Here is a 24,134-nt window from a genome sequence, read left to right on the forward strand (position 1 = left end):
GGATGCCCCGGATTCCACCGGTGGCACCACGATTGCCGTGACCGGGAACGAAGTTCACGGGAATCTCACGATCAATCAGTCGGGCGCCCGTCCGCACCGTTCGCTGGAGCAGCTGGTGCAGTTGTTCGGCGACGCCGATCTCCCACTGGTCGGTGCGCTGAACCCGTACCTGCTCGGGGTGACGAGCTCGGCCTTCGGCGGCCCCGCCGACCACGGCCACCGGGACGAGTACCTGACGCGGACGGCGAACGACGTCGATGCCCGGCTGCGCCGAGCCATGTCTGGTTCGCGGATGGTGATCGTGGTGGGCCCGTCCAAGGTGGGCAAGACCCGCACCCTGTTCGAGGCGGTCCACGCCTTCGACCCTGCCGCGCGGGTGGCGTGGCCGGTGCACGACGGGATCGCTGAGCTCGCCGCGCACCCGCGGCTGGCGAGTAGCACGGACACGGTCGTGGTGTGGCTCGACGACCTGCACGAGTACCTCACCGGCTCGAACTCCATCACCCCGGCAGTGCTGGCACGGCTGACTGCCCGGCCGGGCCGGACGCTGGTGGTGGCGACCCTGCGCTCGGAGATGCGCGCCCAGCTGCGCGGCGACGGCGAGCTGCGGCGGGAGACCCGCATGTTGCTGGAGCAGGCAATCCTCATCGACCTGGCTTCCACCAGCGACGATCCCGGCGAGACCGCCGCCGCCTCGCGAGCGTATCGGGGGCAGGAGTTCAACGGCCACGGGTTGGCGGAGGTGCTGGCCGGGGCGCCGGAGCTGCTGGCGCGCTACGACGACGCCAGAGCCGCCGACCCCATCGGGTACACCGTGATCGCCGTCAGCGTGGATTGGGCGCGGATCGGGCGCAAGGATCCCATCCCCGAGGGCGCGCTCACCGATCTCACGATCGAGACGCTGCGGCACAGCCGTCCGGAGCTGGACCCGACCGAGAGCGGGGTGCGCGCGGCGATCACGGCCGCGCGGACACCCCCGCGCGGGGGCGGGCGGGCGGCGGCGTTGCACACCCTGCACCTCGATGCCGGGGTTCGCGGGTACCGGCCCTTCGACTACCTCGTCGCCGCCGATGACGGCCAAGCCGATCGCACCCCGCGCCCGGTCCCGGAGGCTTTCTGGCATCGGGCGACCCGTGATGCCGACCCCGAGATCCTGACCGATGTCGGTTTCACCGCCCACGGCCGCGGGAATATCGCCGCCGCGAGCACGATCTGGCACCGGGCCGCCGAGGTTGGGCATCCGATGGCGATGTTCGACCTGGGAGTCCTGTACGGGGAGGAGCGAGACGAAGCGGCGGCCGAGGTCTGGTTCCGCAGGGCCGCCGAGGCCGGGCATCTCGCCGCGATGTCGAACCTCGGGATGCTGCTGCGGCGGCGCGGGGAAGCGAACGAGGCGGAGGAGTGGTATCGCCGGGCCGCCGCGGCCGGATTCGTCGACGCGGAGGTGAATCTGGGGGTCCTGTTCGAGGAGCGCGGAGATTTGGTCGAGGCGGAGACGTGGTGGCGGAGCGCCGCCGAAGCGGGAAACCTCGGCGCGATGGTGAACCTCGGGCTGCTGCTGCGGCGGCGAGGGGAGCCTGCGGAGGCGGAGCAGTGGTATCGCCGGGCCGCCGATGGCGGGGTGCTCTCCGCGATGATGGATCTGGGAGTTCTGCTCGAGGATCGGGGGGATCGAGCGGCTGCGGAGGTCTGGTGCCGCAGAGCCGCCGAGGCGGGGTACCCGGGGGCGATGTACAACCTCGGGATGCTGCTGCGGCGGCGCGGGGAGGCGGGCGCGGCGGAGAGGTGGTACCGCCGGGCCGCCGAGGCCGGGGTGCTCGACGCCATGGTGAATCTGGGGGCTCTCCTGGACAGCCGGGGTGAGCCGGTAGCCGCGGAGGGGTGGTATCGCCGGGCTGCCGAAGCCGGCCAGACGACCGCGATGATGAACCTCGGAGCCCTGCTCGACAGCAGGGGCGCACCGGGGGCCGAGGCGTGGTACCGCAAGGCCGCCGCCGCCGAGCATGTGGGTGCGATGGTGAACCTCGGTGCGATGCTCGAGCTGCGCGGGGAGTGGGAGGAAGCGGCGGTCTGGTATCGCAAGGCTGCCGACGCCGGGCAGCCGGACGCCATGGCGAATCTCGGCGGCCTGCTCTTCAAGCGGAAGGACCGAGCCGGCGCCGAGACGTGGTGCCGCAGGGCGGCGAACCTCGGACAGGTGCCCGCTATGTACAACCTTGGATTTCTGCTCGCCGAGCGCGGCGATCGTGCCAAAGCGGAAGCGTGGTGGCGGCGGGCCGCCGACGGCGGCCACTCGGGCGCCATGATGAATCTCGGAGCCACACACTACGAACGAGGGGATGTCGCGCAGGCCGTGCAGTGGTGGACCATGGCCGCTCGCGCCGGGCAACCGCGCGCGATCGAGATTCTTCAGATGTTGCGCGCCAGGCAAGAAGATCGGCCGGGGCGGGGTTTCTGAAGCAGCACGCCGCCCACGCTCGATCTGAGAATGATGGGCGCCATGTCCAACGCCGGCGGCCTCATTCTCGAACCAGCAGGGTATCGAGGGCGGTGACGGGCACGATGTCCCGCGCCGTGGCGGCCAAGCCGGGATCAACCGTGATCAGCGCATCGGCCTGCAACCGCGTGACCGCGAGGTACTCGGCGTCCCGCAGGCTGTCCCAGCCGTTGCTCCGGGCGAGCTGCCACGCGATACGCCGGGAAACCCGGTCGCCGAGCAGTCGCATCTTCAACGCGGTGATCCGCTCGTGCGTCGCGAGCGCGGCCGCTTCACCGCGCGCACCCGCACGGACTTGCCGCAGCAAGAGTTGCAGCGCCTCCGAACGGATCGATTTCGGGGCAACCAGCCGGTGGCTAGGATCGATCGGAAGCCCGGCATCCATGAGGTGCAGCAGGGTGACGGCGTCGATGACATAGCGAGCCACCAGTCCAGCCTGGCCAGCCGGGCGCGAGAATCTCCCGCATGAGCGTGCGGGCGGGAAAGCGACCGGTCGCTCGTTACCGGGCGCGCGGGGAATAACGAGCGGACCGGGGCCGCTATCCTTTGATGGTCATGATGTCGGCTTGCCCTGGTACCCCCTCTCGCGCGGTGCCGAAGACGGTCTACCTCGATCACGCGGCAACCACCCCGATGTACCCCGCCGCCCTCGAGGCGATGACCGCTGCCCTCGGCCGGGCAGGAAACGCCTCATCCCTGCACGGATCGGGACGGGCGGCGCGGCGGATGCTGGAGGAGGCGCGGGAGTCGATCGCGGCGGATCTGGGTGCCAGGCCATCCGAGGTGATCTTCACCTCGGGCGGGACCGAGAGCGACAATCTGGCGGTCAAGGGCATCTACTGGGCGCGGCGGGACGCCGAGCCGCGCAGGCGCCGCATTCTGGTCGGCGCCACCGAGCACCATGCGGTGCTGGACGTGGTGGAGTGGCTGGAGCGGCACGAGGGCGCGGAGATCACCTGGCTGGCGGCGGATGGCGAGGGGTTCGTCACGCCCGCGGTGCTGCGGGCGGCGCTGGAGGCGCACGGTGACGAGGTCGCGCTGGTCACGATCATGTGGGCGAACAACGAGGTGGGCACCATCGCGCCGATTGCCGAGCTGAGCGCGGTGGCGCGGGAGTTCGGCGTTCCGCTGCACAGCGACGCGGTGCAGGCGGCGGCGCAGTTGCCGATCGATACCGGCGCCGCCGGGCTGGCGGCGGCGAGTTTCGCGGGGCACAAGGTCGGCGGGCCGCACGGCGTCGGCGTGCTGCTGCTCGGCAGGCAGGTGCCGTGTGTTCCGCTGCTGCACGGCGGCGGGCACGAGCGGGATCTGCGCTCCGGCACCTCGGACATTCCGGGTGCGGTGGGGCTGGCGGCGGCGCTGCGGCAGACCGCGGCGGAGCTGCCGGCGCGGACCAAGGAGCTGCGGGAGCTGCGGGACGCCCTGATCGAGGGGGTGCGCGCGGTCGATCCGGAGGCCGTGTTGAACGGCCCGGCCGGGGAGCTGCGGCTGCCTGGCAATGCGCACTTCACCTTTCCCGGCTGTGAGGGCGATTCGCTGCTCATGCTGCTGGACGCCGCCGGGATCGAGTGCTCGACCGGCTCCGCCTGCACGGCGGGGGTTTCGGGGCCGAGTCACGTGCTGGTGGCGATGGGGGTCGAGCCGTGGCAGGCGCGCTGCTCACTTCGCTTCTCGCTCGGCCACACCTCGACCGCGGACGATGTGCAGACGCTGCTCTCGGTGCTGCCGGGAGTGGTCGAGCGGGCCAGGGCGGCCGGGCTCACGAGCGCGAAGGGAGCGTACTGATGCGGGTTCTCGCCGCGATGAGCGGCGGTGTCGACTCCGCGGTGGCGGCGGCGCGGGCCGTCGACGCCGGGCACGATGTGGTGGGGGTGCACCTGGCGCTCTCGGCTCAGCCCGGCACGCTGCGCACGGGGTCGCGGGGCTGCTGCTCGAAGGAGGACGCCGGGGATGCCAGGCGGGCCGCCGATGTGCTCGGGATTCCCTTCTACGTGTGGGATTTCGCGGAGCGGTTCAAGGAGGACGTGATCGACGATTTCGTCGCCTCCTATGCCGCGGGCGAGACGCCGAACCCCTGTCTGCGCTGCAATGAGAAGATCAAGTTCGCCGCGCTCGCCGATCGCGCGGTCGCGCTCGGCTTCGATGCGGTGGCGACCGGGCACTACGCGCGGCTTCAGGACGGGGTGCTGCGGCGGGCCGTCGACGCCGACAAGGATCAGTCGTATGTGCTCGCGGTGCTCACCGCCGAGCAGCTGAGCCGGGCCATGTTCCCGGTCGGGGATACGCCGAAGCCGGAGATTCGCGCCGAGGCCGCCGCGCGCGGGCTCGCGGTGGCGGACAAGCCGGACAGCCACGACATCTGCTTCATTCCGTCCGGGGATACCAGGGCGTTTCTCGGGGCGAGGATCGGGATTCGGCCGGGGGCCGTCGTCGACGCCGCCGGGCGGAAGCTGGCCGAGCACGAGGGGGTGCACGGGTTCACCATCGGGCAGCGGAAGGGGCTCGGGTTGCCCGGGCCGGGGCCCGATGGGAAGCCGCGGTACGTGACCGGGATCGATCCGGAGTCCGGTGTGGTCCGGGTGGGGTCGGCGGAGGAGCTGCAGGTGTGGACGGTGCGGGCCGAGCGGGCTGTCTGGACCTCCGGGGCCGCGCCGGACGGGGCTCTCGACTGCGTGGTGCAGGTCCGCGCGCACGGTGGGACAGCGCCCGCCGTGGCCGAGGCGGTGGACGGTGGGTTCACCGTGCGGCTGCGTGAGCCGCTGACCGGGGTGGCGCGCGGGCAGGCCGCGGTGCTGTACCGGCCGGACAGTGCCGGTGACGAGGTCATCGGCAGCGGGACCATCGCTGGTACCGACAGCGCCGTGCCGCTGGCGGACGCCCGGTGAGCGCCGCCGTCGAGGCCGCGTTGCGAGGCGGGGTCGCCACCGGGGTCGGGTCGTGGCCGGGTACCGACCCGCGGGAGGCCGCGGCGACCGTCGTCGGGGAACTGCCCGGGCTGGCGCACCTGGTGGAGCTGCCCGCGCGCGGGGTCGGGGCGGATCTGCTGGGACGCGGGTGTGCGCTGCTGGTGGATCTGCCGTTCGACAGCACTACGCGCGGGTACCGCCTCGCCGCGCGGCCGGGTGGGGTGGCGCGCCGCGCCGGTGATCTGCTGCGCGGCGATCTGGACGCGCTGGAGGAGGCATGGGAGCGGGCCGGGGCACCGGGCACCGGACGGCCGGTGAAGCTGCAGGTGGCCGGTCCGTTGACGCTGGCCGCCGGGGTCGAGCTGACCAAGGGGCACCGGGTGCTCACCGATCCCGGCGCCCGCCGCGACCTCGCCGAATCGCTGGCCGAGGGGCTGGCCGGGCACGCCGCCGAGGTGGCGACGCGGCTGAACGCGCCGGTGGTGCTGCAACTCGACGAGCCCTCCGCCGCCGCGGTGCTGGAAGGGTCGCTGCCGGGCACGAGTCTGCTGGACTCGGTGCGCGCGCTGCCCGAACCGGAGGCGCTGGACCTGCTCGACACCGTGATCCGGGCGCAGTCCGCACCGGTCATTGTGCACAGCTGCGCCGCGCCGCCGCCGCTCGCGCTGTTCCGGGCCAGTGGGGCCGCTGCGCTCGCCATCGATGTCGGGGTGTTGCGGCCCAAGGATCTGGACGGCGTCGGGGAGGCGCTGGACGCCGGGAAACTGCTGGTTCTCGGGTTGGTACCGAGCACGCCGGGGGACGGCAGGCCGGGCTGGCGGGAGCTGGCCGAGCCGGGGGTCCGGCTGATCGATCGGCTCGGGTTCCCGCGTCGTACGCTCGCCGAGCGGGTGCTGGTGAGCCCGGCCTGCGGGTTGGCGGGTGCGACGCCCGAGTGGGCGCGGCGCGCGCTGGATCTCACCGCCGATATCGCCCGCGCCTACGCGGAGGAGCCGGAGACGCTCGGCGCCGAGTAGCCGCTTCATCGCCCGCTTCGCGCTCGGCTGATTTCTCGGCGTGCTGCACGGGCGGGAGTTCGCTCGGTTTCGGGGCTGGGAGGCTCGAAGCGCGCTCCTCCGACTCGGGGCCGATCCGCCCGCACCGCCCCGACGTGCGGCGATCTGCCCGAAGAACGTCACACCCCTGGACTATCGTGCCAGTTGTGACCGAACCCGAGGCCCCCGCTCCGGCCACGGCCGAGGAGCAGCGCGCCTGGCAGCAGCTCGCGGACGAGGTGCGCGAGCACCAGTTCCGCTACTACGTGCGGGACGCGCCGATCATCACCGACGGCGAGTTCGACACGCTGCTGCGCCGCCTCCAGGTCATGGAGGACGAGCACCCGGACCTGCGGACACCGGATTCGCCGACGCAGCTGGTCGGCGGCGGTTTCGCCACCGATTTCACGCCGGTGAACCACCTGGAGCGCATGCTCTCGCTGGACAATGTCTTCGATGTGGCCGAGCTGCGCGCCTGGGCCACCAGGGTGGAGGCGGAGACCGGGGCGGACCTGCACTATCTGTGCGAGGTCAAGATCGACGGGGTCGCGCTGAACCTGGTCTACCGGAACGGGCGGCTGGAGCGCGGTGCTACCAGGGGTGACGGCCGCACCGGCGAGGACGTCACGCTGAACGCGCGCACCATCGAGGACATCCCGGCAGAGCTCACCCCGCACGAAAACCACCCGATCCCGGAGCTGCTCGAGGTGCGCGGCGAGGTCTACCTGCGGCTGGCGGATTTCGAGACGCTCAATGCCGCCATCGTCGCCGACGGCAAGCCGCCGTACGCCAATCCACGCAACACCGCGGCCGGTTCGCTCCGGCAGAAGGACCCGGCGGTCACCGCACGGCGCCGGCTGCGGATGATCTGCCACGGCCTCGGCCGGATCCGCGGCTACACCCCGGCCTCGCAGTCCGAGGCGTACGACGCGCTGGCCGCCTGGGGGCTGCCGGTCTCGCCGCACACCAGGCGGGTGCGCGGCATCGACGCGGTGATCGAGCGGGTCGCCTACTGGGGCGAGCACCGGCACGATATCGAGCACGAGCTGGACGGCCAGGTGATCAAGGTCGACGAGGTGGCGCTGCAGCGCAGGCTCGGCTCCACCTCGCGGGCGCCGCGCTGGGCCATCGCCTTCAAATACCCGCCGGAGGAGGCGACCACCACGCTGCTCGACATCAAGGTGAATGTCGGGCGCACCGGGCGGGTGACGCCGTTCGCGGTGATGGTACCGGTCTCGGTCGCGGGCTCCACCGTCTCCATGGCGACGCTGCACAACGCCGCCGAGGTGGTGCGGAAGGGTGTGCTGATCGGCGACACGGTCACCATTCGCAAGGCGGGCGACGTGATCCCCGAGGTGCTCGGGCCGGTGGCCGACGCCAGGCCCGCCGACGCGTACGCCTTCGAGATGCCGACGCACTGTCCCGAGTGCGGCACCGCGCTGGCCCCCGAGCGCGAGGGCGATGCCGACATCCGCTGCCCGAACACCCGCTCCTGCCCGGCCCAGCTGCGCGAGCGGGTGTTCCACGTGGCGGGGCGCGGCGCCTTCGATATCGAGGCGCTCGGCTACGAGGCGGCGATCGAGCTGCTGCGCTCCGGCGCCATCACCGACGAGGGCGACCTCTTCGACCTGGACGAGCCGCTGCTGCTCGGCACCCCGCTCTTCGTGAACAAGAACGGCAGCCTCTCGGCCAATGGGAAACGGCTGCTGGAGAATCTGAGCGCGGCCAAGGACCGGCCGCTCTGGCGGGTTCTGGTCGCGCTCTCCATCCGACACGTCGGCCCCACCGCGGCGCGGGCGCTGGCCGCGGAGTTCGGTGAAATGGCGCGGATCGCGGCCGCGACCCTGGAGGAACTGGCCGCTGCCGACGGCGTCGGCCCCACCATCGCGGCGGCGGTGGTCGAGTGGTTCACCGTGGACTGGCACCGCGCGATCGTGGCGAAGTGGCGGGCCGCAGGGGTGCGGATGGCGGATGAGCGGGCTGCCGGGATCGAGCGGAATCTAACCGGGCTGTCGATCGTGGTGACCGGCTCGCTCGACGGCTTCTCCCGGGACGAGGCCAGGGAGGCGATCCTGGCGCGCGGCGGGAAGGCGGCGGGCTCGGTGTCGAAGAAGACGGCGTTCGTCGTGGTCGGTGATGCGCCCGGCAGCAAGGCCGCCAAGGCGGAGGAGCTCGGGGTGCCGATTCTGGACGAGGAGGGCTTCCGCACCCTCCTCGCGGACGGGCCGGAGGCGGTTCGCCCGGCCGCGGCGGACTGATGCTCGGCTCGGATCCGGCCGGGTGCGCCGGAGGCGGCTCCGCGACAGCCGTCAGCTGACGGTGACGATGGCGCCGGTGGTGCCGCGCGGATCGAACTTGGCGCAGTGGTTGTTGCTCAGCTCGACCGTGCGCCGCAGCTTCTTCCGCTCGCTCTGCACCTCGACCACGACAGTCGAGCCGCTGTTCGAACAGACCTTCACCACCGCGGGGCTCAGCCCGTAGCCGACGCTGCCGGACTGGCAGGTGTAGGTGGTGTCGTGGAAGAAGATGCGGGCATTGCCCGCCGCACACTCGAAATCGTCGGCCGCGGCGTCCGGCGCCGCGAGCACCAGCCCGAGCGCGACGGCGGCGACCGCGCAGCCACCGGCCGCGATGCGCACCGGGAGACCGAAGGGCTGCGGCTCGGCCACGGCGGTGACGGCAGTGTGCTGGTTCATGGGCGACCACCTGTTCGCAACGGTCGGGCAGGGCGGGCCGCGGGGTGCGGCATCGGGGATGCGCACCGGCCTCGGCAGCAGGGATGCTACCCCGCCCGGCCGCCGCCCGCCCGGCGTGTGCTGCGACGATAGCCGGATGCTGCGCAGTTTCCTGGTGACGAACCACAGGTCGCTGGCCGACCCGCAGGAGCTGCGGCCCGCCCGCGGCAGCGGCCGGGTCGCGGTGCCGGTCACCGGGATCACCGGCGCGCCCGCCGCCGGGAAGTCCAATCTGCTCGACGCGCTGGACCGCATGCGGGACGCGGTGCTGCACTCGGTGACCGGCTGGGATCCCTACGCGGGCCCGCCGCGCACCCCGCACCCGGCCTTCCGGGAGCGGCCCACCGAGTTCGTCGCGGGGTTCGTCGCCGAGGGCGTGCCGTACAGCTACGGCTTCCGGCTCACCGACGCCGAGGTGGCGGCCGAGTGGCTGCACACCCAGCCGCGCGGGCGCAGGCGCGTCGTCTTCGAGCGCGAGGGCGAGCAGGTGCGGATCGGGCCCGCCTTCGAGGCCGCGCGGTTCGGGCTCGGCGCGGTGGTGCCGCTGGTGCGGCCGAACGCGCTGCTGCTCACGCTGGCCGGGCAGCTGAACGCGGAGGCGCTCGTGCCCGCGTACCGCTGGTTCGCCGCGCTGCTCGAGGTGCAGCGCGGCCCGCTCGACCCGGAGGCGGTCGCGCTGCGGCTCGGCGGCTTCCTCTCCCGGGAGCCGCGCGGCGCGGTCCGGCTGCTCGAGCTGGCCGGGGCGGCGGGGCTCGGCATCACCGATCTGCTGCTCCCGGAGCCTGACCCGCGCTACGCCGAGTACCTCGCGGAGCTGGACCGCGACCTGGCGGGCGGCGCCGAGCAGCTCGAGCTCTGCGCCACCCGCCCCGGCCACGCCGACCTGCTGCTCCAGCAGCACGGGCTCACCGAGAACGCGCTGGCCAGGGAGCTCTCCGCGCTGCGGGGGGCGCGGGACGCGCTCTTCGCCCGGATGGCGGCGCGCTCCGGGCCAGGCGTCCGGCTGCTGCACGCCGGGATCGACACGCCCTTCGAGCTCGCCGACGAGCCCGCCTCGGCGCTCGCGCTGCTGCGGCTGCTCCCCGCGGTGCTGGACGCGCTCGGCACCGGCCGGGTGCTCGCCGTCGACGATCTCGACGCGGCGCTGCCCGCCGCCACCGCGCAGCGCCTGATCGGGCTCTTCCGCGCCCCCGAGACCAATTCCCGTGGCGCCCAGTTGATCTTCACCAGCCGCGAACCGCTGGAGTCCGGGCGGGGCTGGACCATCCACCGCACCGAGCGCGGCACCTCGGAGCTGACCGCCGACTGAGCGCCCGGAATGCCCGGTACGGTGGGAGGCGTGCTGGAGTTCGCGATGCTGCTGATCATGGCGGCCACCCTGGTCGCGCTGGTGGTGCTGTACCGGCGCGGGAAGCGCGGCATGCCGATCGCCGAGCCGGAGCGGGGCTCGCTGTACATCACCGGGGTGAGCCCGCGGCCGGAGGCCTTCGGCGAGCAGTTCGTCACCGTGACGGGGAATCTCACCGGCCCCGGCGTCGCGGCCACGCAGGTGTACCAGCGGCTGGTGTGGGACGGGGACTACTGGCCCGCCATCGGCGACACGCTGCCGGTGATCTACCCGGCCGGTAAACCGGACCGCTGGCAGATCGTCCGGCCGGGCTAAGCGCCCCGCCTCGGGCTCGCGCCGGATGGGACTCCGGAAACCGAGCCCGGTCCCCGTCGGCGTCCGCCACAGCCGGACTCCGAGGCGAGGGCCTGGCTGGTCGGCCACGGCCCGCACTCCGAAGCAGCGCCTAGAGCACCCCGGCGACGATTCCGGCCAGGTATCCCAGCCGTGCCACCTCGGAGGGGCGGAAATCGGGCCCGCCGGGGCGGCCGAGCAGCAGCGCGCGGCCGTGGTGGCCGAGCGGCGCGGCGGCCAGCTTGGTGTCCATGTCGCGCCAGATCTCCGGCACCCATTCGGAATCCGGGTCCAGCACGGCCGGCTTGTCCAGCGGCAGCCACGGCGCGGAGCCGGCCTGGGTCTGCGGCGCGCTCTGGCTGCCGACCACCCGGTACGCGCCCTGCGGCCCGGTATCGATCACGGTGCTCCAGCCGACCCGCAGCACGCGGGGCGCGCCGTCCACCAGGATCTGCAGCCGGTCGTCGCGGGCATTGGCGACCTGGTCGATGAGCTCGAGCTCGCGGTGCGTGTCGAGCAGCCCGGAGTAGGGGCGGATGGAGTCCACGATGACGTCGCCGATCGATTCGGCGGCGGTGATCAGGGTGTCCGGGAGTGCGTTGGGCGGAACGTCGACCACGAGATCGTCCACGGCGAATCCGGCACCGCGCTCGACCACGTCCAGCGAGATGATGTCGGCCCCGACCGATCCCAATGCCAGCGCGAGTGCACCGAGGCTTCCCGGGCGATCCGGAAGTTGCACGCGGAGCAGGTAAGACACGCGCGTTCCTTTCCTTGGTAGCCGAGGCTCTGTACGGATACCCGGGTCACGCAATACTTACACCCGGGAGGCAGGGTTATCGAGCCGAACTGGTGGCAGTGACGTACGCCACAGTCGTTTTCGCGCGGGGGGTCGCCGGAGGCCGGGGCGGCCGAACCCGCGGAACCGCGCGGACTAGGCTGGACGGGTCTTCTCGCCCCCGGCGTCATGCGCAGGGGACGACCTGCTCGAACCCACCATCACCGACGCCGAAAGGGGTCCCGCGGTGCCCGCCATCTCCCGCGACGAGGTCGCACACCTCGCCCGGTTGTCCCGGCTCGCGCTGTCCGACGACGAACTGGATCAGTTCGCCGGACAGCTGGACTCGATCCTGAGCCACGTGCGGACCATCTCCGAGGTGGCCGCCGCGGATGTCCCGGCCACCGCGACGCCGAATCCGGTCGCCAATGTCACCCGGCTGGACGAGGTGCGGCCGTGCCTCACCCCGGAGCAGGCGCTCAGCGGCGCGCCCGCCGCCGAGGAGCAGCGCTTCCTGGTGCCGCAGATCCTGGGAGAAGGAGAATGAGCAGGAGTTCCAGCGGGGACAGCACGCAGCTCTCCGCCGCCGAGCTGGCCGCCAAGATCCACGCCCGCGAGCTCTCCTCGGAGGAGGTCACCCGGGCGCACCTGGATCGGATCGCCGAGGTGGACGGCGAGTACAACGCCTTCCTGCACGTCGCGCCGGAGGCGGCGCTGGCCGCGGCGCGGGTGGTCGACGCGAGCCTGGCCGCGGGCGCGGAGCCTGCCTCGGCGCTCGCCGGAGTTCCCTTGGCGCTCAAGGACGTCTTCACCACCACCGACATGCCGACCACCTGCGCCTCGAAGATCCTCGAGGGCTGGATGTCGCCGTACGACGCCACGGTCACGGCCAAGCTGCGCGCCGCGGGCATCCCGATCCTCGGCAAGACCAATATGGACGAGTTCGCCATGGGCTCCTCCACCGAGAACTCGGCCTACGGTCCCACCCGGAATCCCTGGGACACCACCCGGATTCCCGGCGGCTCCGGCGGCGGCTCGGCGGCCGCGCTCGCCTCGCACCAGGCGCCGCTCGCCATCGGCACCGACACCGGCGGCTCGATCCGGCAGCCCGCCGCGGTCACCGCCACCGTCGGCACCAAGCCGACCTACGGCACCGTCTCCCGGTACGGGCTGGTCGCCTGCGCCTCCTCGCTGGACCAGGGCGGCCCGTGCGGCCGCACCGTGCTCGACACCGCGCTGCTGCACGAGGTGATCGCCGGGCACGACCCGCGCGACTCCACCTCCCGCGACGTGCCGATCCCCGCCGTCGTCGCCGCCGCCCGCGAGGGCGCGCGCGCGGATCTCGCCGGGGTCAAGGTGGGCGTGGTGCGCGAGTTGCACTCCGACAGCTACCAGCCCGGAGTGCTCGCCTCCTTCGACGCCGCGGTCGCGGTGCTGAAGGATCTCGGCGCCGAGGTGATCGAGGTGTCCTGCCCGCACTTCGAGTACGGGCTGCCCTCCTACTACCTGGTGATGCCCTCCGAGGTCTCCTCCAACCTGGCCCGCTTCGACGCCATGCGCTACGGGCTGCGCGCCGGCGACGACGGCACGCACAGCGCCGACCAGGTCATGGCGCTGACCAGGGCAGCCGGGTTCGGCCCCGAGGTGAAGCGGCGCATCATGCTCGGCACCTACGCGCTCTCGGCCGGGTACTACGACGCCTACTACGGCCAGGCGCTGAAGGTGCGCACGCTGATCGCGCAGGACTTCGACCGGGCCTACGAACAGGTCGACGTGCTGGTCTCGCCGACCAGCCCGTTCACCCCGTGGAAGCTGGGCGAGAAGGTCGACGACCCGCTCGCCATGTACCTCTCCGACCTCTGCACCCTGCCCACCAACCTGGCCGGGCACCCGGCCATGTCGGTACCCTCCGGGCTCAGCGTGGACGACGGTATGCCGGTCGGGCTGCAGATCATGGCGCCCGCCTTCGCCGACGACCGGCTGTACCGGGTGGGGGCGGCGTACGAGGCGGCGCGCGGGCCGATCGCCTGACAGCGGGCGGCGTCAGCGCGCGCGGAGGGATTCGGCGCGGGTCTTGATGCCGTCGGTCATGTCCGCGAAGCCGCGGCGCAGTTCGGCGCCGAGCAGGGTGGCGACGAGCGGGTGCAGCCAGCCGTTCAGCTCGAAATGCGAGGCATAGCGGGTGCGCTCGGCGTCGAGTGCGGTCACCGTGTGCGAGCGCAGGCTGTGCAGGGTTCCGAGCGGGACCGGCTTCATCCGGTAGCTCAGCGTGCTGCCCGGGGTGTGCTCGGCGATCCACTCGCGCTGCCTGCGCGGTTTCCCGCCGCGCAGCCGGACGTGCATGTCGATGGGGTCGCCCGGTTCCAGGGTGCTGCGGCACTCGGGGACGAAGGGGTTCCACTCGCCGTAGCGCGGCAGGTCGGTGACGACGTCCCAGACCAGATCGGCGGGGGCGTCGATCTCGACGACGTGATCGAGGACGAAGGCCATGCGGCGAAACTAGAACAAGTTTCACTTCGGGGCAAGGTGCGGGGCGCAGTCGCCCATGGCGGTGCCCTGGTCGGTGCCGTAGCGGTGGCCGTGGCCCGCGGGGGCGTCCAGTGCGCCGAGCAGGTCGGCTCCGGTCTGGACGAAGGAGAGGACCGGGTGCCACTCGGGGGCGGGGGCGTCGGGGCGGGTGGTGCTGAGGTCGGGGGCGTGCCAGAGCAGGCGGGGGGACCAGTGCACGACGGGGTCGGAGCGGTTGGCGAGGACGGTGGCGCCGGAGCGGTGTACCGCGTTCGCCGGTGGTCCGGCCCAGAGCGTCGCGCAGGTGCGGCGCCGCTGCTCGGCGTCGTCGGCGAAGATCGCGCTGCCGCCCCAGGCGCCGAGGCTCTGGCCGTAGAGGTAGAGGCGCGGTGGGTCGGGGAGGCTGGCGAGTCTCTGTTCCAGGGCGGTGAACAGGGCGCGGGCGGAGCTCGCCGCCTTGTTCCTGCCGGTGATGAAGGTGACCCAGCTCGGAGCGGCGGCGTATTGCACGGCCACCACCGCGACGTCGCCGCCGAAGCGGGTCTCCAGGCCCCTTGCGGCTCTGGCGTCGAGCCAGCCGGAGCCGGTGGGAACGGCGAGGACCAGGTGGCGGCGGGCAAGGCCGCCGGTGCGCTGGAGTTCGCGCAACGCGAGGGTGACGCGGGCGTCCAGGGTGGGGGCGGAGTCGAGGCCGATGTAGACGCGGACGGCCTCGGCGCTGCCGTCGGCGACGAAGCGGCGACCCTGGGGGCCGAGGGAGTCCCACGGGACGGTGGAGTGGGCGGAGCCCGAGCGGGTGTACGGCAGGGTGGGGGCCGCGACCGCTCGGGCGTCGTGCGGGAGCGGGATCAGCACGGTGGCGGCCACGCCGAGGGTGAGGGCGCCGATCGCGGCGCGGCGGGGGGCGCCGCGGACGATGCGCACCAGCAGAACCGGGGTGGCGAGCAGTGCGGCGGTGAACGTCGCCCACAGGGCCCAGTGCGCGGGGGTGGCCGGGGTGGTGTTCATGGCGGTGCGCAGGGTGTTCTGCCAGCCGGCCGCGGCGGTGCAGCCGGCGAGTACCGCGGCCGCGGTGAGCACGAAAACCGGGGCGCGGTCGGTGACCTCGGAGGAGGTGCCCGGCCGGGACGAGGGGCGGCCGGGCGCCTGTTCGGGCCGGGCGGTGGAACCGATGCCGCTCACGATGGCACGGGCGGCTGTCGTGCCGCCGAGCGCGAGCGCGACCAGCAGGGCGGTCAGCACCGCCTGGGTGAGCGGGCTGCGCGGCAGCAGCCCGGGCGCCAGTGAGGCGACGACGGCGAAACCGGCTGCGAGCGTGGTCGTCACGCGCGGCAGCGCCGGATTGCCTGCCGCAGGCTCGACGGTAGCGGGCGCGTACCCGGCGATCACGGCAGTACCCTCGCGGCCACGTCCGGCGCTGTGGCTATCTCAGGTCCGGGGGCCGCGTTCGGCCCGGTGGCCACCTCCGGCCGTGCGGCGCCGTCCGGCCGCACCTCCGCGCCGGGCGGTGCGGCCCGCGCCGCACCACCCTTCTTCCCGCGCCGGGAAAAGCGCAGCGCCACGGCGCCGGTGGCGAGCACACCCGCCCCGGCGAGCATGCCCGCACTGTTCCCCTCGGGATCCGGCACCGACACCTCCTCGACCACCGGCACCCCGAAGTCCTGCCGGTGCGAGTTGGCGGTGACGGCGGCGCTCGCCACATCGGCCATGAAATGGCAGCGGGCGCGGGAGAACTCGTCGGCGCGCACCTCGCAGCCCCGGTGCATGTGGGCAGCGAGCGCGGCATCCAGGTCGCGGCGCGCCCATGGGCCGAGCGGGGCGCCGCGCTCGTCGGCGAAGCGCAGCAGGTCGTAGCCGAGATCGTGGCCCTTGCACGGCAGTTCGAACTCGGCGGGGAGGGTGACCGGGGAGGAGCAGCCGCCATCGGGGCGCGCGACGAGGCCGTCGAGCCGGGCGGGGTGGTAGCCGAAGTGCTCCGGGAAACCCTGCGGCACGGCGAGATCGAGGCTGTCGGTGCTCAGCGCCCGGACCGCGGCGGCCACGTCGGCGTCCTCGGCGGGCGCCGGTGCGCTGGCCGCCGATTTGCCCGCCGTGAGGGTCAGCGCGGGCGCGACGACGAGGGCGAGCACCGCCCCGGTCGCGGTGACCGCCGCGAGCCGCCGATGCGGGGTGCTGCGCTTCCATCTGCTCATGCCGGTCGACGCTAGGGACGCCGATCCGGCCGCTACCTCCCGCTCGGGTCGCTTCCCGCACCGGTTCCGGTGGGGGAGGGGGTCGGGGGGGCCGTACCCGGGTAGGGGGGCTGCTTCATCCGCCGGTGTGAGGACAGTCCTCGCCGGAGTTCCTACTGTCGAGGTCATGAGGGAAAACAGGGTAACCGCGCGACGGAGCGCAGCGTGAAGCGGCGGATGCGGGGTATGTCCGCCACGATGTGGGTGGACGCCGTCACGGTGTTCGTCGCCGTCGCCTGCTACTCCGTGGCCTGGCCGACGCTGCACGTCACGCACGTGGTCACGCTGCCGGTGCAGCCCTTCCTCGCCGCCTTCGCCGCCTTCCCGCTGTTGCTGGTGCGGGTGAATCCGGCTCTCGGCTGGGCGGTGTCGGCGGGCTCGGCGCTGCTCTTCGCGGTGGCGGTGCCGCACCAGCCGGGCAGCGACTTACCGTTTTCGGTGGTGCACCTGATCTGCCTGATCGTGCTGCTCTTCGCGGTCGGGGTGCTGGCGCCGATGCCGCTGGTCGCGGTGGCGTGGGCCTCGACCTCGCTGCTGGTCGGCGCCACCATGCCGGGCGACGGGGCGCTCTTCGGCTGGCCGCTCGGCTTCGCCGCGCTGGTGCTCTTCGCGCTGCTCATCCGCTGGCTGGTGCTCTCCCGGCGGCAGCTCTCCGCCTTCGAGGAGGAGAACGAGCTGGAGCGGGCGCGGCGGGCCATCCTGGAGGAGAAGGCCAGGATCGCGCGCGACCTGCACGATGTGGTCGCACACCACATGTCGCTCGTGGTGGTGCAGGCGCAGACCGCGCCGTACCGGGTGGAGGACGTGAGCGCGGGGGCGCGGGCCGAGTTCGAGTCCATCGGGGCCACCGCGCGGGAGGCGCTGAACGAGATCCGCGGCATGCTCGGCGTGCTGCGCAGCGACGGGCAGCTGCCGGAGCACGCGCCGCAGCCGAGCGCCGCCGACCTGCCCGCGCTGCTCGACGCCACGCGGCGAGCCGGGGTGCCGCTCAGCTGGACGGTCGAGGGTTCGCTCGACGGCGTGCCGGAGACGGTCGGGCTCGCGCTCTACCGGATCGTGCAGGAGTCACTCGCGAACGCCTCCAGGCACGCGGCCGGGGCCGACGTGCAGGTCGCCGTTGTGGTCGGCGCCGAGCTCACCGTGTGGGTCGGGAACGGGCCGGGGACGCCGGGCCCGGCCGGTAACGGCGGGCACGGGCTGGCGGGGATGCACGCCCGCGCGGTCGCGGTCGGCGGCGAGCTGGTGGCAGGGGAGCGGCCCGGCGGCGGGTTCGACGTGCGGGCGCGGTTGCCGCTCGCGGCGGGGGTGACACTGGTGCCCGCGGCCGCCCCGCAGGCGACTGCCCCGCACCTGTGACAGGCGGGGTGACACCGGTCCGCCCGCGGCCGCCTCGCAGCGGTGACCTGTCGCGACCGACGGCGCGGACCGCCAGGCGGTGCCCGCGCATTAGGGTGGGCGCGTGGCAATAACCGTGCTGATCGCCGACGACCAAGCGATGGTGCGGCAGGGGTTCGGTGCCCTGCTCGCGGCCCAGCCGGACATCAGCGTGGTCGGCGACGCGGCGGACGGAAGGGCGGCGGTGGCCGAGGCCGCCCGGCTGCGCCCGGACGTGGTGCTCATGGACGTCCGCATGCCGGAGATGAACGGCCTCGACGCCGCCCGCGCCATCCTGGCCGCCGGCTTCGACCCGCCGGTCCGGGTGCTCATGCTGACCACCTTCGACATCGACGACTACGTCTACGAGGCGCTCGGCATCGGCGCCAGCGGCTTCCTGCTCAAGGACGCCCCCGCCGAAGAGCTGGTGCGCGCGGTCCGGGTGGTCGCCGAGGGGCAGGCGCTACTCGCCCCGACCGTCACCCGCAGGCTGATCGCCGACGTCACCCGGCGCCGGGCGGGCCGGGTGCAGCCCGCGCCGCACCTGAAGCAGCTGACGCCGCGCGAGCGCGAGGTGCTGGAGCTGGTCGCCCGCGGCATGTCGAACACCGAGATCGCGGAGTCGCTCTTCGTGGCCGAGCAGACGGTGAAAACCCATGTCTCGAAGATCTTCTCGAAGCTGAACCTGCGCGACCGGGCGCAGGCCGTCGTGCTCGCCTACGAGTCCGGGCTGGTCACCCCGGGCTGAGCGGTCAGTGCGGGCAGCCGCCGCTCGGCAGCGTCCCGATGTGCCTGGCCAGCAGCTGGGCCAGGGTGTCGAGCAGCGCGGTGCTGTCGTCGAAGCCTCCGGAGTCGGCGCGCGCCGCCATGGCCACCGCGACCCGGCCGGTGGTGGTGGCGATGGTGCCGAACTGGCGCACGGTGTACTCGCCGGTGTCGTCGTCCGGGCCCCAGCCGCCCTTGAACTGGGCGGTCGAGAAGCGGCCGAGCCCCCAGGACTGTTCGGGGGTGACCGACCCCATGAGCGCGGTCACCATCTCGCTGCCGGAGAGGCAGGGCAGCTCGGCGGCGAAGGTGGCCTGATCGGTCAGGCTCCACTCGGTGCTGCCGTAGGAGGAGCCGTCCAGTTCGGGATGGGTGATCGCGGTGCCGGTGGCGGAACGCCCGGCCTCGTCGAGCACCTCCTGCACCGCGGCGCTCGCCTCGCTGTCGTCGCCGAGCTGCTGCCAGAGCTCCCACGCGGCGTCGTTGTCGGAGACCGTGATCGCGGCCTCGGCGGCTTCGTAGGCGGCGTCCGCGTCCTTGCGCAGCGCGGCCAGCGCCAGCGGGACCTTGATGGTCGACCAGGCGATGCCGGAGGTCCAGTCACCGAGCACCGTCATCCGGCCGCCGCCGACCGGCAGCACCGCGAGCCCGACCGCGCCCGGCAGCTCCTCCTGGAGCCGGGTGAAGTCCGCCACCAGCGCGTTCGGGCGGTAGGTGACCCGGGCCCGCCAGTCAGCGGCGCCGGTGTGGGCGGCCACGGTGACGGGGGTGGGATCGGTCTTGCCGGAGAGCAGCGCGCACGAGGAACTCACCAGGACGACGGTCACCACCAGGGTCCGGATCGACCACCCGGCCCGCCGCCGTAAGCGCCCGGCACCACCGGACCACCACTTCGACCTCACCACACGCGTCCTCCCCACCACCACTACCAACCCGCGTGTGCGTTCGTTCTCCGGCGGTGCACGACAAGCAATTCGACAACTCGCGGGCCGCGCCGGAGGGCACGTCCCGCACCATCAGTCTCACCGATTATCACCGGAAACCGAAACTCCGTGGTGGCGGCGGCTGCGGGTAGGCTCTCAGCCTGGGTGTGTCACCGGAAGGGGGCGTGTTGCTGGAGCGCGGTGAGGTGTTCGCGGGATTCACCGTGGAGCGGCTGCTCGGCGCGGGCGGCATGGGCTCGGTGTACCTGGCGCGGCAGCCGAGGATGGACCGGCTGATCGCGCTCAAGCTGCTGAACCGGGAGTTGTTCACGCACACCGAGGTCAGGGCGCGGTTCGAGCGCGAGGCCGATCTGGTGGCGCAGCTGGACCACCCGTCGATCGTCGCGGTGTACGACCGCGGCACCGAGGACGGGCAGCTCTGGATCTCCATGCAGTACGTGGACGGGGTGGACGCGGGCACCGTCGATGTCACCGAGCTGCCGCCGGAGCGCGCGGTGCAGATCATCGAGGGCGTGGCGGCGGCGCTGGACTACGCGCACAGCATGGGAATTCTGCACCGGGACGTGAAGCCGGGGAACATCATGCTGGCGCGCTCCCAGGGCGGGCAGGGGGAGCGGGTCTTCCTCACCGACTTCGGCATCGCCCGGCTGCGCGAGGACTCGACGCACCTCACCCAGGACGGGATGTTCACCGCCACCCTGGCCTATGCCTCGCCGGAGCAGATGACCGGCAATCCGCTCGACCACCGCACCGACCAGTACTCGCTGGCCTGCGCGCTGTACTGGCTGCTGCTCGGGATCGGGCCGTTCGACTCGCCGAATCCGGCGGACATCATCCACGGGCACCTCAACATGGTTCCTGCGCCCATCGCGCCGCGGCGGCCGGGGATCGCGCCCGCCATGGATCTGGTGATCGCCAAGGCGATGGCGAAGCATCCGGCGCACCGGTACGGGAGCTGCGGGGAGTTCGCCGCCGCGGCGCGCGCGGCGTTGAACGCGCCGGGGAGCGGGGGGACGGCGGCGGTCGCGCCGGTCGCCGCGGCGCCGTTCGGGGGCGGGCCGGCTCCGGCGGGGTCGCCGGTCGCGGCGCAGGCGGGTTCGGCGCCCGGTGCGCCGCCGCCGGGCGCGCCCGGGCCGGTCCCGGTCGCCCCGCCGGGTGGGCAGGTGCCGCAAGGCGTGCCAGGGGCAGCGGGCGCTGTTCCGGCCGGCCCGCCGGGTGGGCAGGTGCCGCCCGGCGGGCCGGGGGCAGCGGGTGCTGTTCCGGTCGGCCCGCAGGGGGCGCCCGGGCAGGCTGCGCCGGTCCCGTCGGGGTCCCCGCAGGGCGGGGTGGCACCCCCGCGCAATGGGCACGGCCCGCTGCCGCCGGGGCCGGGGCACGGGGTGACTCCAGGGCCGCGCCAACGGCGGCGGGGCGGGCGCCGGATCAGCGGCACCCTGCTCCTGGGCTGGCTCGCGGTCGTGGTGGTGGCACTGCTGGTGCTGGTCGGCATCCTGTTCGTGGTGCTGCGAACCGACGGCGACGAGGGCTCGTCGACGACCCAGGGCCGTGCGGTGGCCCCGCCCCCGCTCCAGGCGACCCCGACGCAGTCGGCGACGGCGGAGGCCGACCCGCTCGCGGTGAGCCGCCGCGCCTTCCCGCGGCTGGTCCCCGCGGGCAGGGACGAGGACGGCACCGGCTACCTCGGCACCAGCTGCGCGTTGGTCACCCCGGACGAGGACCGGGTCCGCTTCGAGGAGATCGCGCTCGGCGCGGGCACCTGGACCCGCGCCTGGCGCTGCGACCGCGACACCTTCGACCCCGAGTCGCTGAGCTACGTGGTGCTGCAGTTCCCGGCCCCGGCCGCGGCCCGCGCCGTGATCGACGCGCTGCCCGCGCACACCAGGACGGTGGAGCGCAAGGACGGCGCCCCGGTGACCCTGCACCGCTGGCTGCGCCCGGACCCGGCGGGCCCGTTCACCGAGCCGAAGGCCACCGCCAGGCTCATGGTGAGCTTCGGCGACGACCCGCAGCGCGCGGCATTCCTGATCTCGGTCGCCAACCATGGCGAGGCGAGCGGCACCGGCCCCACCCCCTCCGCGCAGGCGGTGGTCGACGACTGGTGGGAGGAGGCCCCGCTGTAGCGGTCAGTCCACCGCCAGCGCCTCCACCACCGGCATCCGGGCCGCGCGCAGCGCGGGCGGAATCGCCCCGAGCATGGCCAGCCCGAGCGCGATCGCCCCGTAGAGCACCGGGATCGGGCCTGGCCGGTAGACGATGTCGATGGTCATGGCGTGCCCCATGGCCAGCGTGCCCAGGTACTGCACCGCCGCCCCGACCGTGAGCCCGAGCACCGCCCCCACCAGCCCGATCCCGGCCGCCTCGGCCAGCACCGAGCGCAGCAGGAAGCGGCGCCCGGTACCGATCGCGCGCAGCACCCCCAGCTCCCGCCGCCGCTCCAGCACCGAGAGCATGAGCGTGTTGAGCAGCGCGACCGTCGAGACCAGCACCACGATCCAGAGGATCATGGTGCTCAGCGCCGAACCCTGGCGCATGCTCGACGAGATCGCCGCCACCGAGTCGTCGCCCGAGGTCACGGCGAGGTCGGGCGCCGCCGCCCGTTCCAGCTCGGCGCGCACCGCCGCGGCGTCGGCGCCGGGCGCGAGGTCGACGGCGAGGATGGTCTCGCCGGGGCGCTGGTACCAGTCGCGCATGTGATTCAGGTCGAGGATGACCACCCCGGAGATGGCGGAGAAGTACGGGATCACCTCGAGCACCGTCACCGTGCGGGCGCCGCTCGGCGTCGGCAGCGTGATCGGGTCGCCCTGGCCGACCGCGAGCGCGCGGGCGATATCGCGGGAGATCACCACGCCATCGCCGGAGGCGAGCCGGGGCAGCACGTCGGGGCGGACGGCGCGCCAGTTCGGCGCGCCGGGGTCGGTGGCCGCGTACCCCTGCAGCATGATCCGGCCGGTGCCGAGCGTGGCGAAGGCCATCTGCGCGGGGCGCACCCCGGCCACTCCGGGCAGTGCCGCCACCTCGTCGCGCAGACCGGGCGGCAGCAGCGGACCGGTGGGGAACTGCTCCAGCGAAGCCGGGCTGACGTAGAAGTCGTTCTCCGCGAGGTGGTCGAAGGTGGTGGTCGCGGAGTCGACCATGTTCGTGCCCGCGCCGCCGACCGCGACCGTCGCCGCGACGCCGATCAGCACCGTCATGGCGGTGGCCCAGACCCGGCGCGGCGCGCGCTCCAGCGTGGTCGCGCCGAGCGTGCCCGGCGCGCCGAAGAGCCCGGCCACCGCCGCGGTGGCCCGGACGATCGGGCGGGTCGCGGCGAAGGCGAGCAGCACCGACGCGGTGAACGAGAGCGAGACCGCCGCCAGCGAGTACCGCCCGAGGTCCGTGGCGGCGACCACCACCGCGACCCCGGCCAGCGCCGCGCCGAACACCCCGGCCGCGATCCGCGGCGCCCGGGAGTCCGCCTCTGCGGTCCCGGCGTCCACCGGCACCAGCGCCTCCACCGGCGCGACCCGGTAGACCTGCCTGGCCGCCACCGCCGCCGCGGCCACCGCCGCGATCACGCAGGCCGCGACGGCGAGCGGAATCGCGTACCAGGGCACCAGGTACTCGGTGCGCGCCTCGACCGACTCCAGGATGGCGGCGGGCAGCGCCTCGATGGCGCCGCGCCCGATCAGGGTGCCGAGCAGCGCCCCGAGCGCGCCGCCGAGGGTGCCGATCACCGCCGCCTCGGCGAGCAGGTCGCGCACCATCGGGCCGCGCGCCGCGCCCATGGCGCGCAGCAGCGAGAGCGTCGGACGGCGCTGTGCCACCGCCATGCTCATGGCGTTGTAGATGAGGAAGGCCGAGACGATGAGCGCCGCCGCCGACGACATGAGCGTCGAATACCGCACGATCTGGATGGCGCCGCTGGCCTGCACGGTGCGCAGCCCCGGATCGGCGACCACCGCGCGGCCGCCGACCGCGGCGGTGAGCGCCGCGCGCACCGCCGCCGGGTCGGCGCCGGGCACGAGCACCACCTGGACCGAGTCGAGCTTGCCCAGCCGCCCGGTGACCAGCTGCGCCAGCGGCAGCGGCGCGACGACCAGGTGGCCGCCGTTGAGCTCGGCGGCGGCCGCGTCGTCGAGCACCCCGGCGACGGTGACCTTGCCCTGTCCGAGTGGGAAGGTCTCACCCTCGGCGTGGCCGGTGGCGGCGCCGACCAGGACGCCGCGCGGCACCGTGAGCAGCTTGCTCGCCTGTCCCGCCATCGGCGCGGTGAGCGCGCTGTCCAGCGCGCCGATGCTCGCGTCCGCGCCGATCAGCAGCTGCCGGTTCGCGCCGGTACCGACCTGGGTGCGCAGCATCGGGACCGCGTGCGCCACACCGGGCGTCGCGGCGACGGCGGGCAGCAGCGACTGCTCGAACCCGGCATCGGTCACGCCGGTGATCTCCAGCTCGGCGGCGCCTGCCAGGTTCCTGGTGAGCGAATCCACCGATCCGGTGACCGAGCCGGAGATGCTCAGCACCGCCACCAGCAGCGCCGCCGACACCGCCATCACGATGAGCGAGAGCGCGGTCCGCCCCCGGTGCGCGAGGAGCTCCCCGAGATTGAACAGCCGCAACCGATCCCACCACGCGCTCACGCCGGGTCGTCGTGGCGTGCGCGCGGGCCCTGCGTGGTTTCGCTCCGCTGCCTCCTCCGGGCCTG

Annotated in this window: 20 protein-coding genes; 12 read left to right on the forward strand and 8 right to left on the reverse strand. The window is 73.5% G+C overall.

Going from position 1 to position 24,134, the window contains the following annotated elements; genetic code table 11:
* Nucleotides 1–37 precede the first annotated feature (37 nt).
* Nucleotides 38–2,458: a tetratricopeptide repeat protein gene (locus NH2_RS23540; protein WP_067658489.1), complete on the forward strand. Its 2,421-nt coding sequence runs from the start codon at nt 38–40 to the stop codon at nt 2,456–2,458.
* Between the two features lie 61 nt (nt 2,459–2,519).
* Here NH2_RS23540 and NH2_RS23545 read toward each other — a convergent pair whose 3' ends face one another.
* The gene (locus NH2_RS23545) at nt 2,520–2,924 is read right to left on the reverse strand and encodes a hypothetical protein (protein WP_067658492.1); all 405 of its coding nucleotides are present in this window, start codon (nt 2,922–2,924) and stop codon (nt 2,520–2,522) included.
* A gap of 128 nt (nt 2,925–3,052) precedes the next feature.
* Between NH2_RS23545 and NH2_RS23550 the strand changes: the two genes are divergently transcribed.
* The 4 genes from NH2_RS23550 (at nt 3,053) to ligA (ending at nt 8,695) form a co-directional block, all read left to right on the forward strand.
* Nucleotides 3,053–4,282, forward strand: coding sequence for a cysteine desulfurase family protein (locus NH2_RS23550; protein WP_439951780.1), 1,230 nt, complete (start codon nt 3,053–3,055; stop codon nt 4,280–4,282).
* Entirely contained in the window at nt 4,282–5,382 is a 1,101-nt protein-coding gene (gene mnmA / locus NH2_RS23555; RefSeq protein WP_067658495.1) for a tRNA 2-thiouridine(34) synthase MnmA, read from the forward strand. Before NH2_RS23550 ends, mnmA begins: the two co-directional genes overlap by 1 nt.
* Nucleotides 5,379–6,419: a methionine synthase gene (locus NH2_RS23560; RefSeq protein ID WP_067658498.1), complete on the forward strand. Its 1,041-nt coding sequence runs from the start codon at nt 5,379–5,381 to the stop codon at nt 6,417–6,419. The genes mnmA and NH2_RS23560 overlap by 4 nt, the downstream gene beginning before the upstream one ends.
* 185 nt (nt 6,420–6,604) lie before the next feature.
* A complete protein-coding gene (gene ligA / locus NH2_RS23565) occupies nt 6,605–8,695 on the forward strand; it encodes an NAD-dependent DNA ligase LigA (RefSeq protein WP_084505816.1) in 2,091 nt (696 codons plus the stop codon).
* Nucleotides 8,696–8,746: 51 nt separating this feature from the next.
* Here the strand turns inward: ligA and NH2_RS23570 are convergent, their stop codons facing one another.
* Nucleotides 8,747–9,133: a hypothetical protein gene (locus NH2_RS23570; protein ID WP_067658504.1), complete on the reverse strand. Its 387-nt coding sequence runs from the start codon at nt 9,131–9,133 to the stop codon at nt 8,747–8,749.
* A 136-nt stretch (nt 9,134–9,269) separates the two neighbouring features.
* Here NH2_RS23570 and NH2_RS23575 point away from each other — a divergent pair, with 136 nt between their 5' ends.
* Both NH2_RS23575 and NH2_RS23580 read left to right on the forward strand, forming a co-directional pair.
* Nucleotides 9,270–10,481, forward strand: a complete 1,212-nt coding sequence (locus NH2_RS23575) for an AAA family ATPase (RefSeq protein WP_067658507.1) — start codon at nt 9,270–9,272, stop codon at nt 10,479–10,481.
* A gap of 30 nt (nt 10,482–10,511) precedes the next feature.
* Complete coding sequence (locus tag NH2_RS23580) at nt 10,512–10,835, forward strand: hypothetical protein (protein ID WP_245650731.1); 324 nt, start codon at nt 10,512–10,514, stop codon at nt 10,833–10,835.
* 130 nt (nt 10,836–10,965) lie between these two features.
* Here the strand turns inward: NH2_RS23580 and NH2_RS23585 are convergent, their stop codons facing one another.
* Nucleotides 10,966–11,613 carry an ACT domain-containing protein gene (locus tag NH2_RS23585; RefSeq protein ID WP_067658513.1) on the reverse strand — a complete coding sequence of 216 codons (648 nt, stop codon included), beginning with the start codon at nt 11,611–11,613 and terminating at the stop codon, nt 10,966–10,968.
* Nucleotides 11,614–11,878: 265 nt separating this feature from the next.
* Here NH2_RS23585 and gatC point away from each other — a divergent pair, with 265 nt between their 5' ends.
* Together gatC and gatA are read left to right on the forward strand one after the other, a co-directional pair.
* Nucleotides 11,879–12,178: an Asp-tRNA(Asn)/Glu-tRNA(Gln) amidotransferase subunit GatC gene (gene gatC, locus NH2_RS23590; RefSeq protein WP_067658516.1), complete on the forward strand. Its 300-nt coding sequence runs from the start codon at nt 11,879–11,881 to the stop codon at nt 12,176–12,178.
* Nucleotides 12,175–13,662, forward strand: coding sequence for an Asp-tRNA(Asn)/Glu-tRNA(Gln) amidotransferase subunit GatA (gene gatA / locus NH2_RS23595; protein ID WP_067658519.1), 1,488 nt, complete (start codon nt 12,175–12,177; stop codon nt 13,660–13,662). Before gatC ends, gatA begins: the two co-directional genes overlap by 4 nt.
* Before the next feature lie 12 nt (nt 13,663–13,674).
* Here the strand turns inward: gatA and NH2_RS23600 are convergent, their stop codons facing one another.
* Genes NH2_RS23600 through NH2_RS23610 form a run of 3 tightly spaced genes read right to left on the reverse strand, consistent with a single transcriptional unit; the run spans nt 13,675 to nt 16,331 of the window.
* Nucleotides 13,675–14,121, reverse strand: coding sequence for an SRPBCC domain-containing protein (locus NH2_RS23600; RefSeq protein WP_067658522.1), 447 nt, complete (start codon nt 14,119–14,121; stop codon nt 13,675–13,677).
* Between the two features lie 21 nt (nt 14,122–14,142).
* Complete coding sequence (locus NH2_RS23605; protein WP_245650732.1) at nt 14,143–15,528, reverse strand: alpha/beta-hydrolase family protein; 1,386 nt, start codon at nt 15,526–15,528, stop codon at nt 14,143–14,145.
* Complete coding sequence (locus tag NH2_RS23610; protein ID WP_067658525.1) at nt 15,525–16,331, reverse strand: hypothetical protein; 807 nt, start codon at nt 16,329–16,331, stop codon at nt 15,525–15,527. The genes NH2_RS23605 and NH2_RS23610 overlap by 4 nt, the downstream gene beginning before the upstream one ends.
* A 225-nt stretch (nt 16,332–16,556) precedes the next feature.
* Between NH2_RS23610 and NH2_RS23615 the strand changes: the two genes are divergently transcribed.
* Nucleotides 16,557–17,726 carry a sensor histidine kinase gene (locus NH2_RS23615; protein WP_084505817.1) on the forward strand — a complete coding sequence of 390 codons (1,170 nt, stop codon included), beginning with the start codon at nt 16,557–16,559 and terminating at the stop codon, nt 17,724–17,726.
* A 103-nt stretch (nt 17,727–17,829) separates the two neighbouring features.
* Complete coding sequence (locus NH2_RS23620) at nt 17,830–18,492, forward strand: response regulator (protein WP_067658528.1); 663 nt, start codon at nt 17,830–17,832, stop codon at nt 18,490–18,492.
* A 4-nt stretch (nt 18,493–18,496) separates the two neighbouring features.
* Here NH2_RS23620 and NH2_RS23625 read toward each other — a convergent pair whose 3' ends face one another.
* Nucleotides 18,497–19,411: a serine hydrolase gene (locus tag NH2_RS23625; RefSeq protein WP_245650733.1), complete on the reverse strand. Its 915-nt coding sequence runs from the start codon at nt 19,409–19,411 to the stop codon at nt 18,497–18,499.
* Between the two features lie 206 nt (nt 19,412–19,617).
* On the opposite strand from NH2_RS23625, the gene NH2_RS23630 reads away from it, so the two are divergent.
* Nucleotides 19,618–21,573, forward strand: a complete 1,956-nt coding sequence (locus NH2_RS23630; RefSeq protein ID WP_067658530.1) for a serine/threonine-protein kinase — start codon at nt 19,618–19,620, stop codon at nt 21,571–21,573.
* Nucleotides 21,574–21,576: 3 nt separating this feature from the next.
* On the opposite strand, the gene NH2_RS23635 is transcribed toward NH2_RS23630, so the two are convergent.
* Nucleotides 21,577–24,069 (reverse strand): ABC transporter permease, encoded by a 2,493-nt coding sequence (locus NH2_RS23635; protein WP_067658533.1) that lies wholly within the window; start codon nt 24,067–24,069, stop codon nt 21,577–21,579.
* Nucleotides 24,070–24,134 lie beyond the last annotated feature (65 nt).

The organism is Nocardia harenae NBRC 108248, assembly GCF_001612885.1.
In the GTDB taxonomy this organism is placed as follows: Bacteria; Actinomycetota; Actinomycetes; order Mycobacteriales; family Mycobacteriaceae; genus Nocardia; species Nocardia harenae.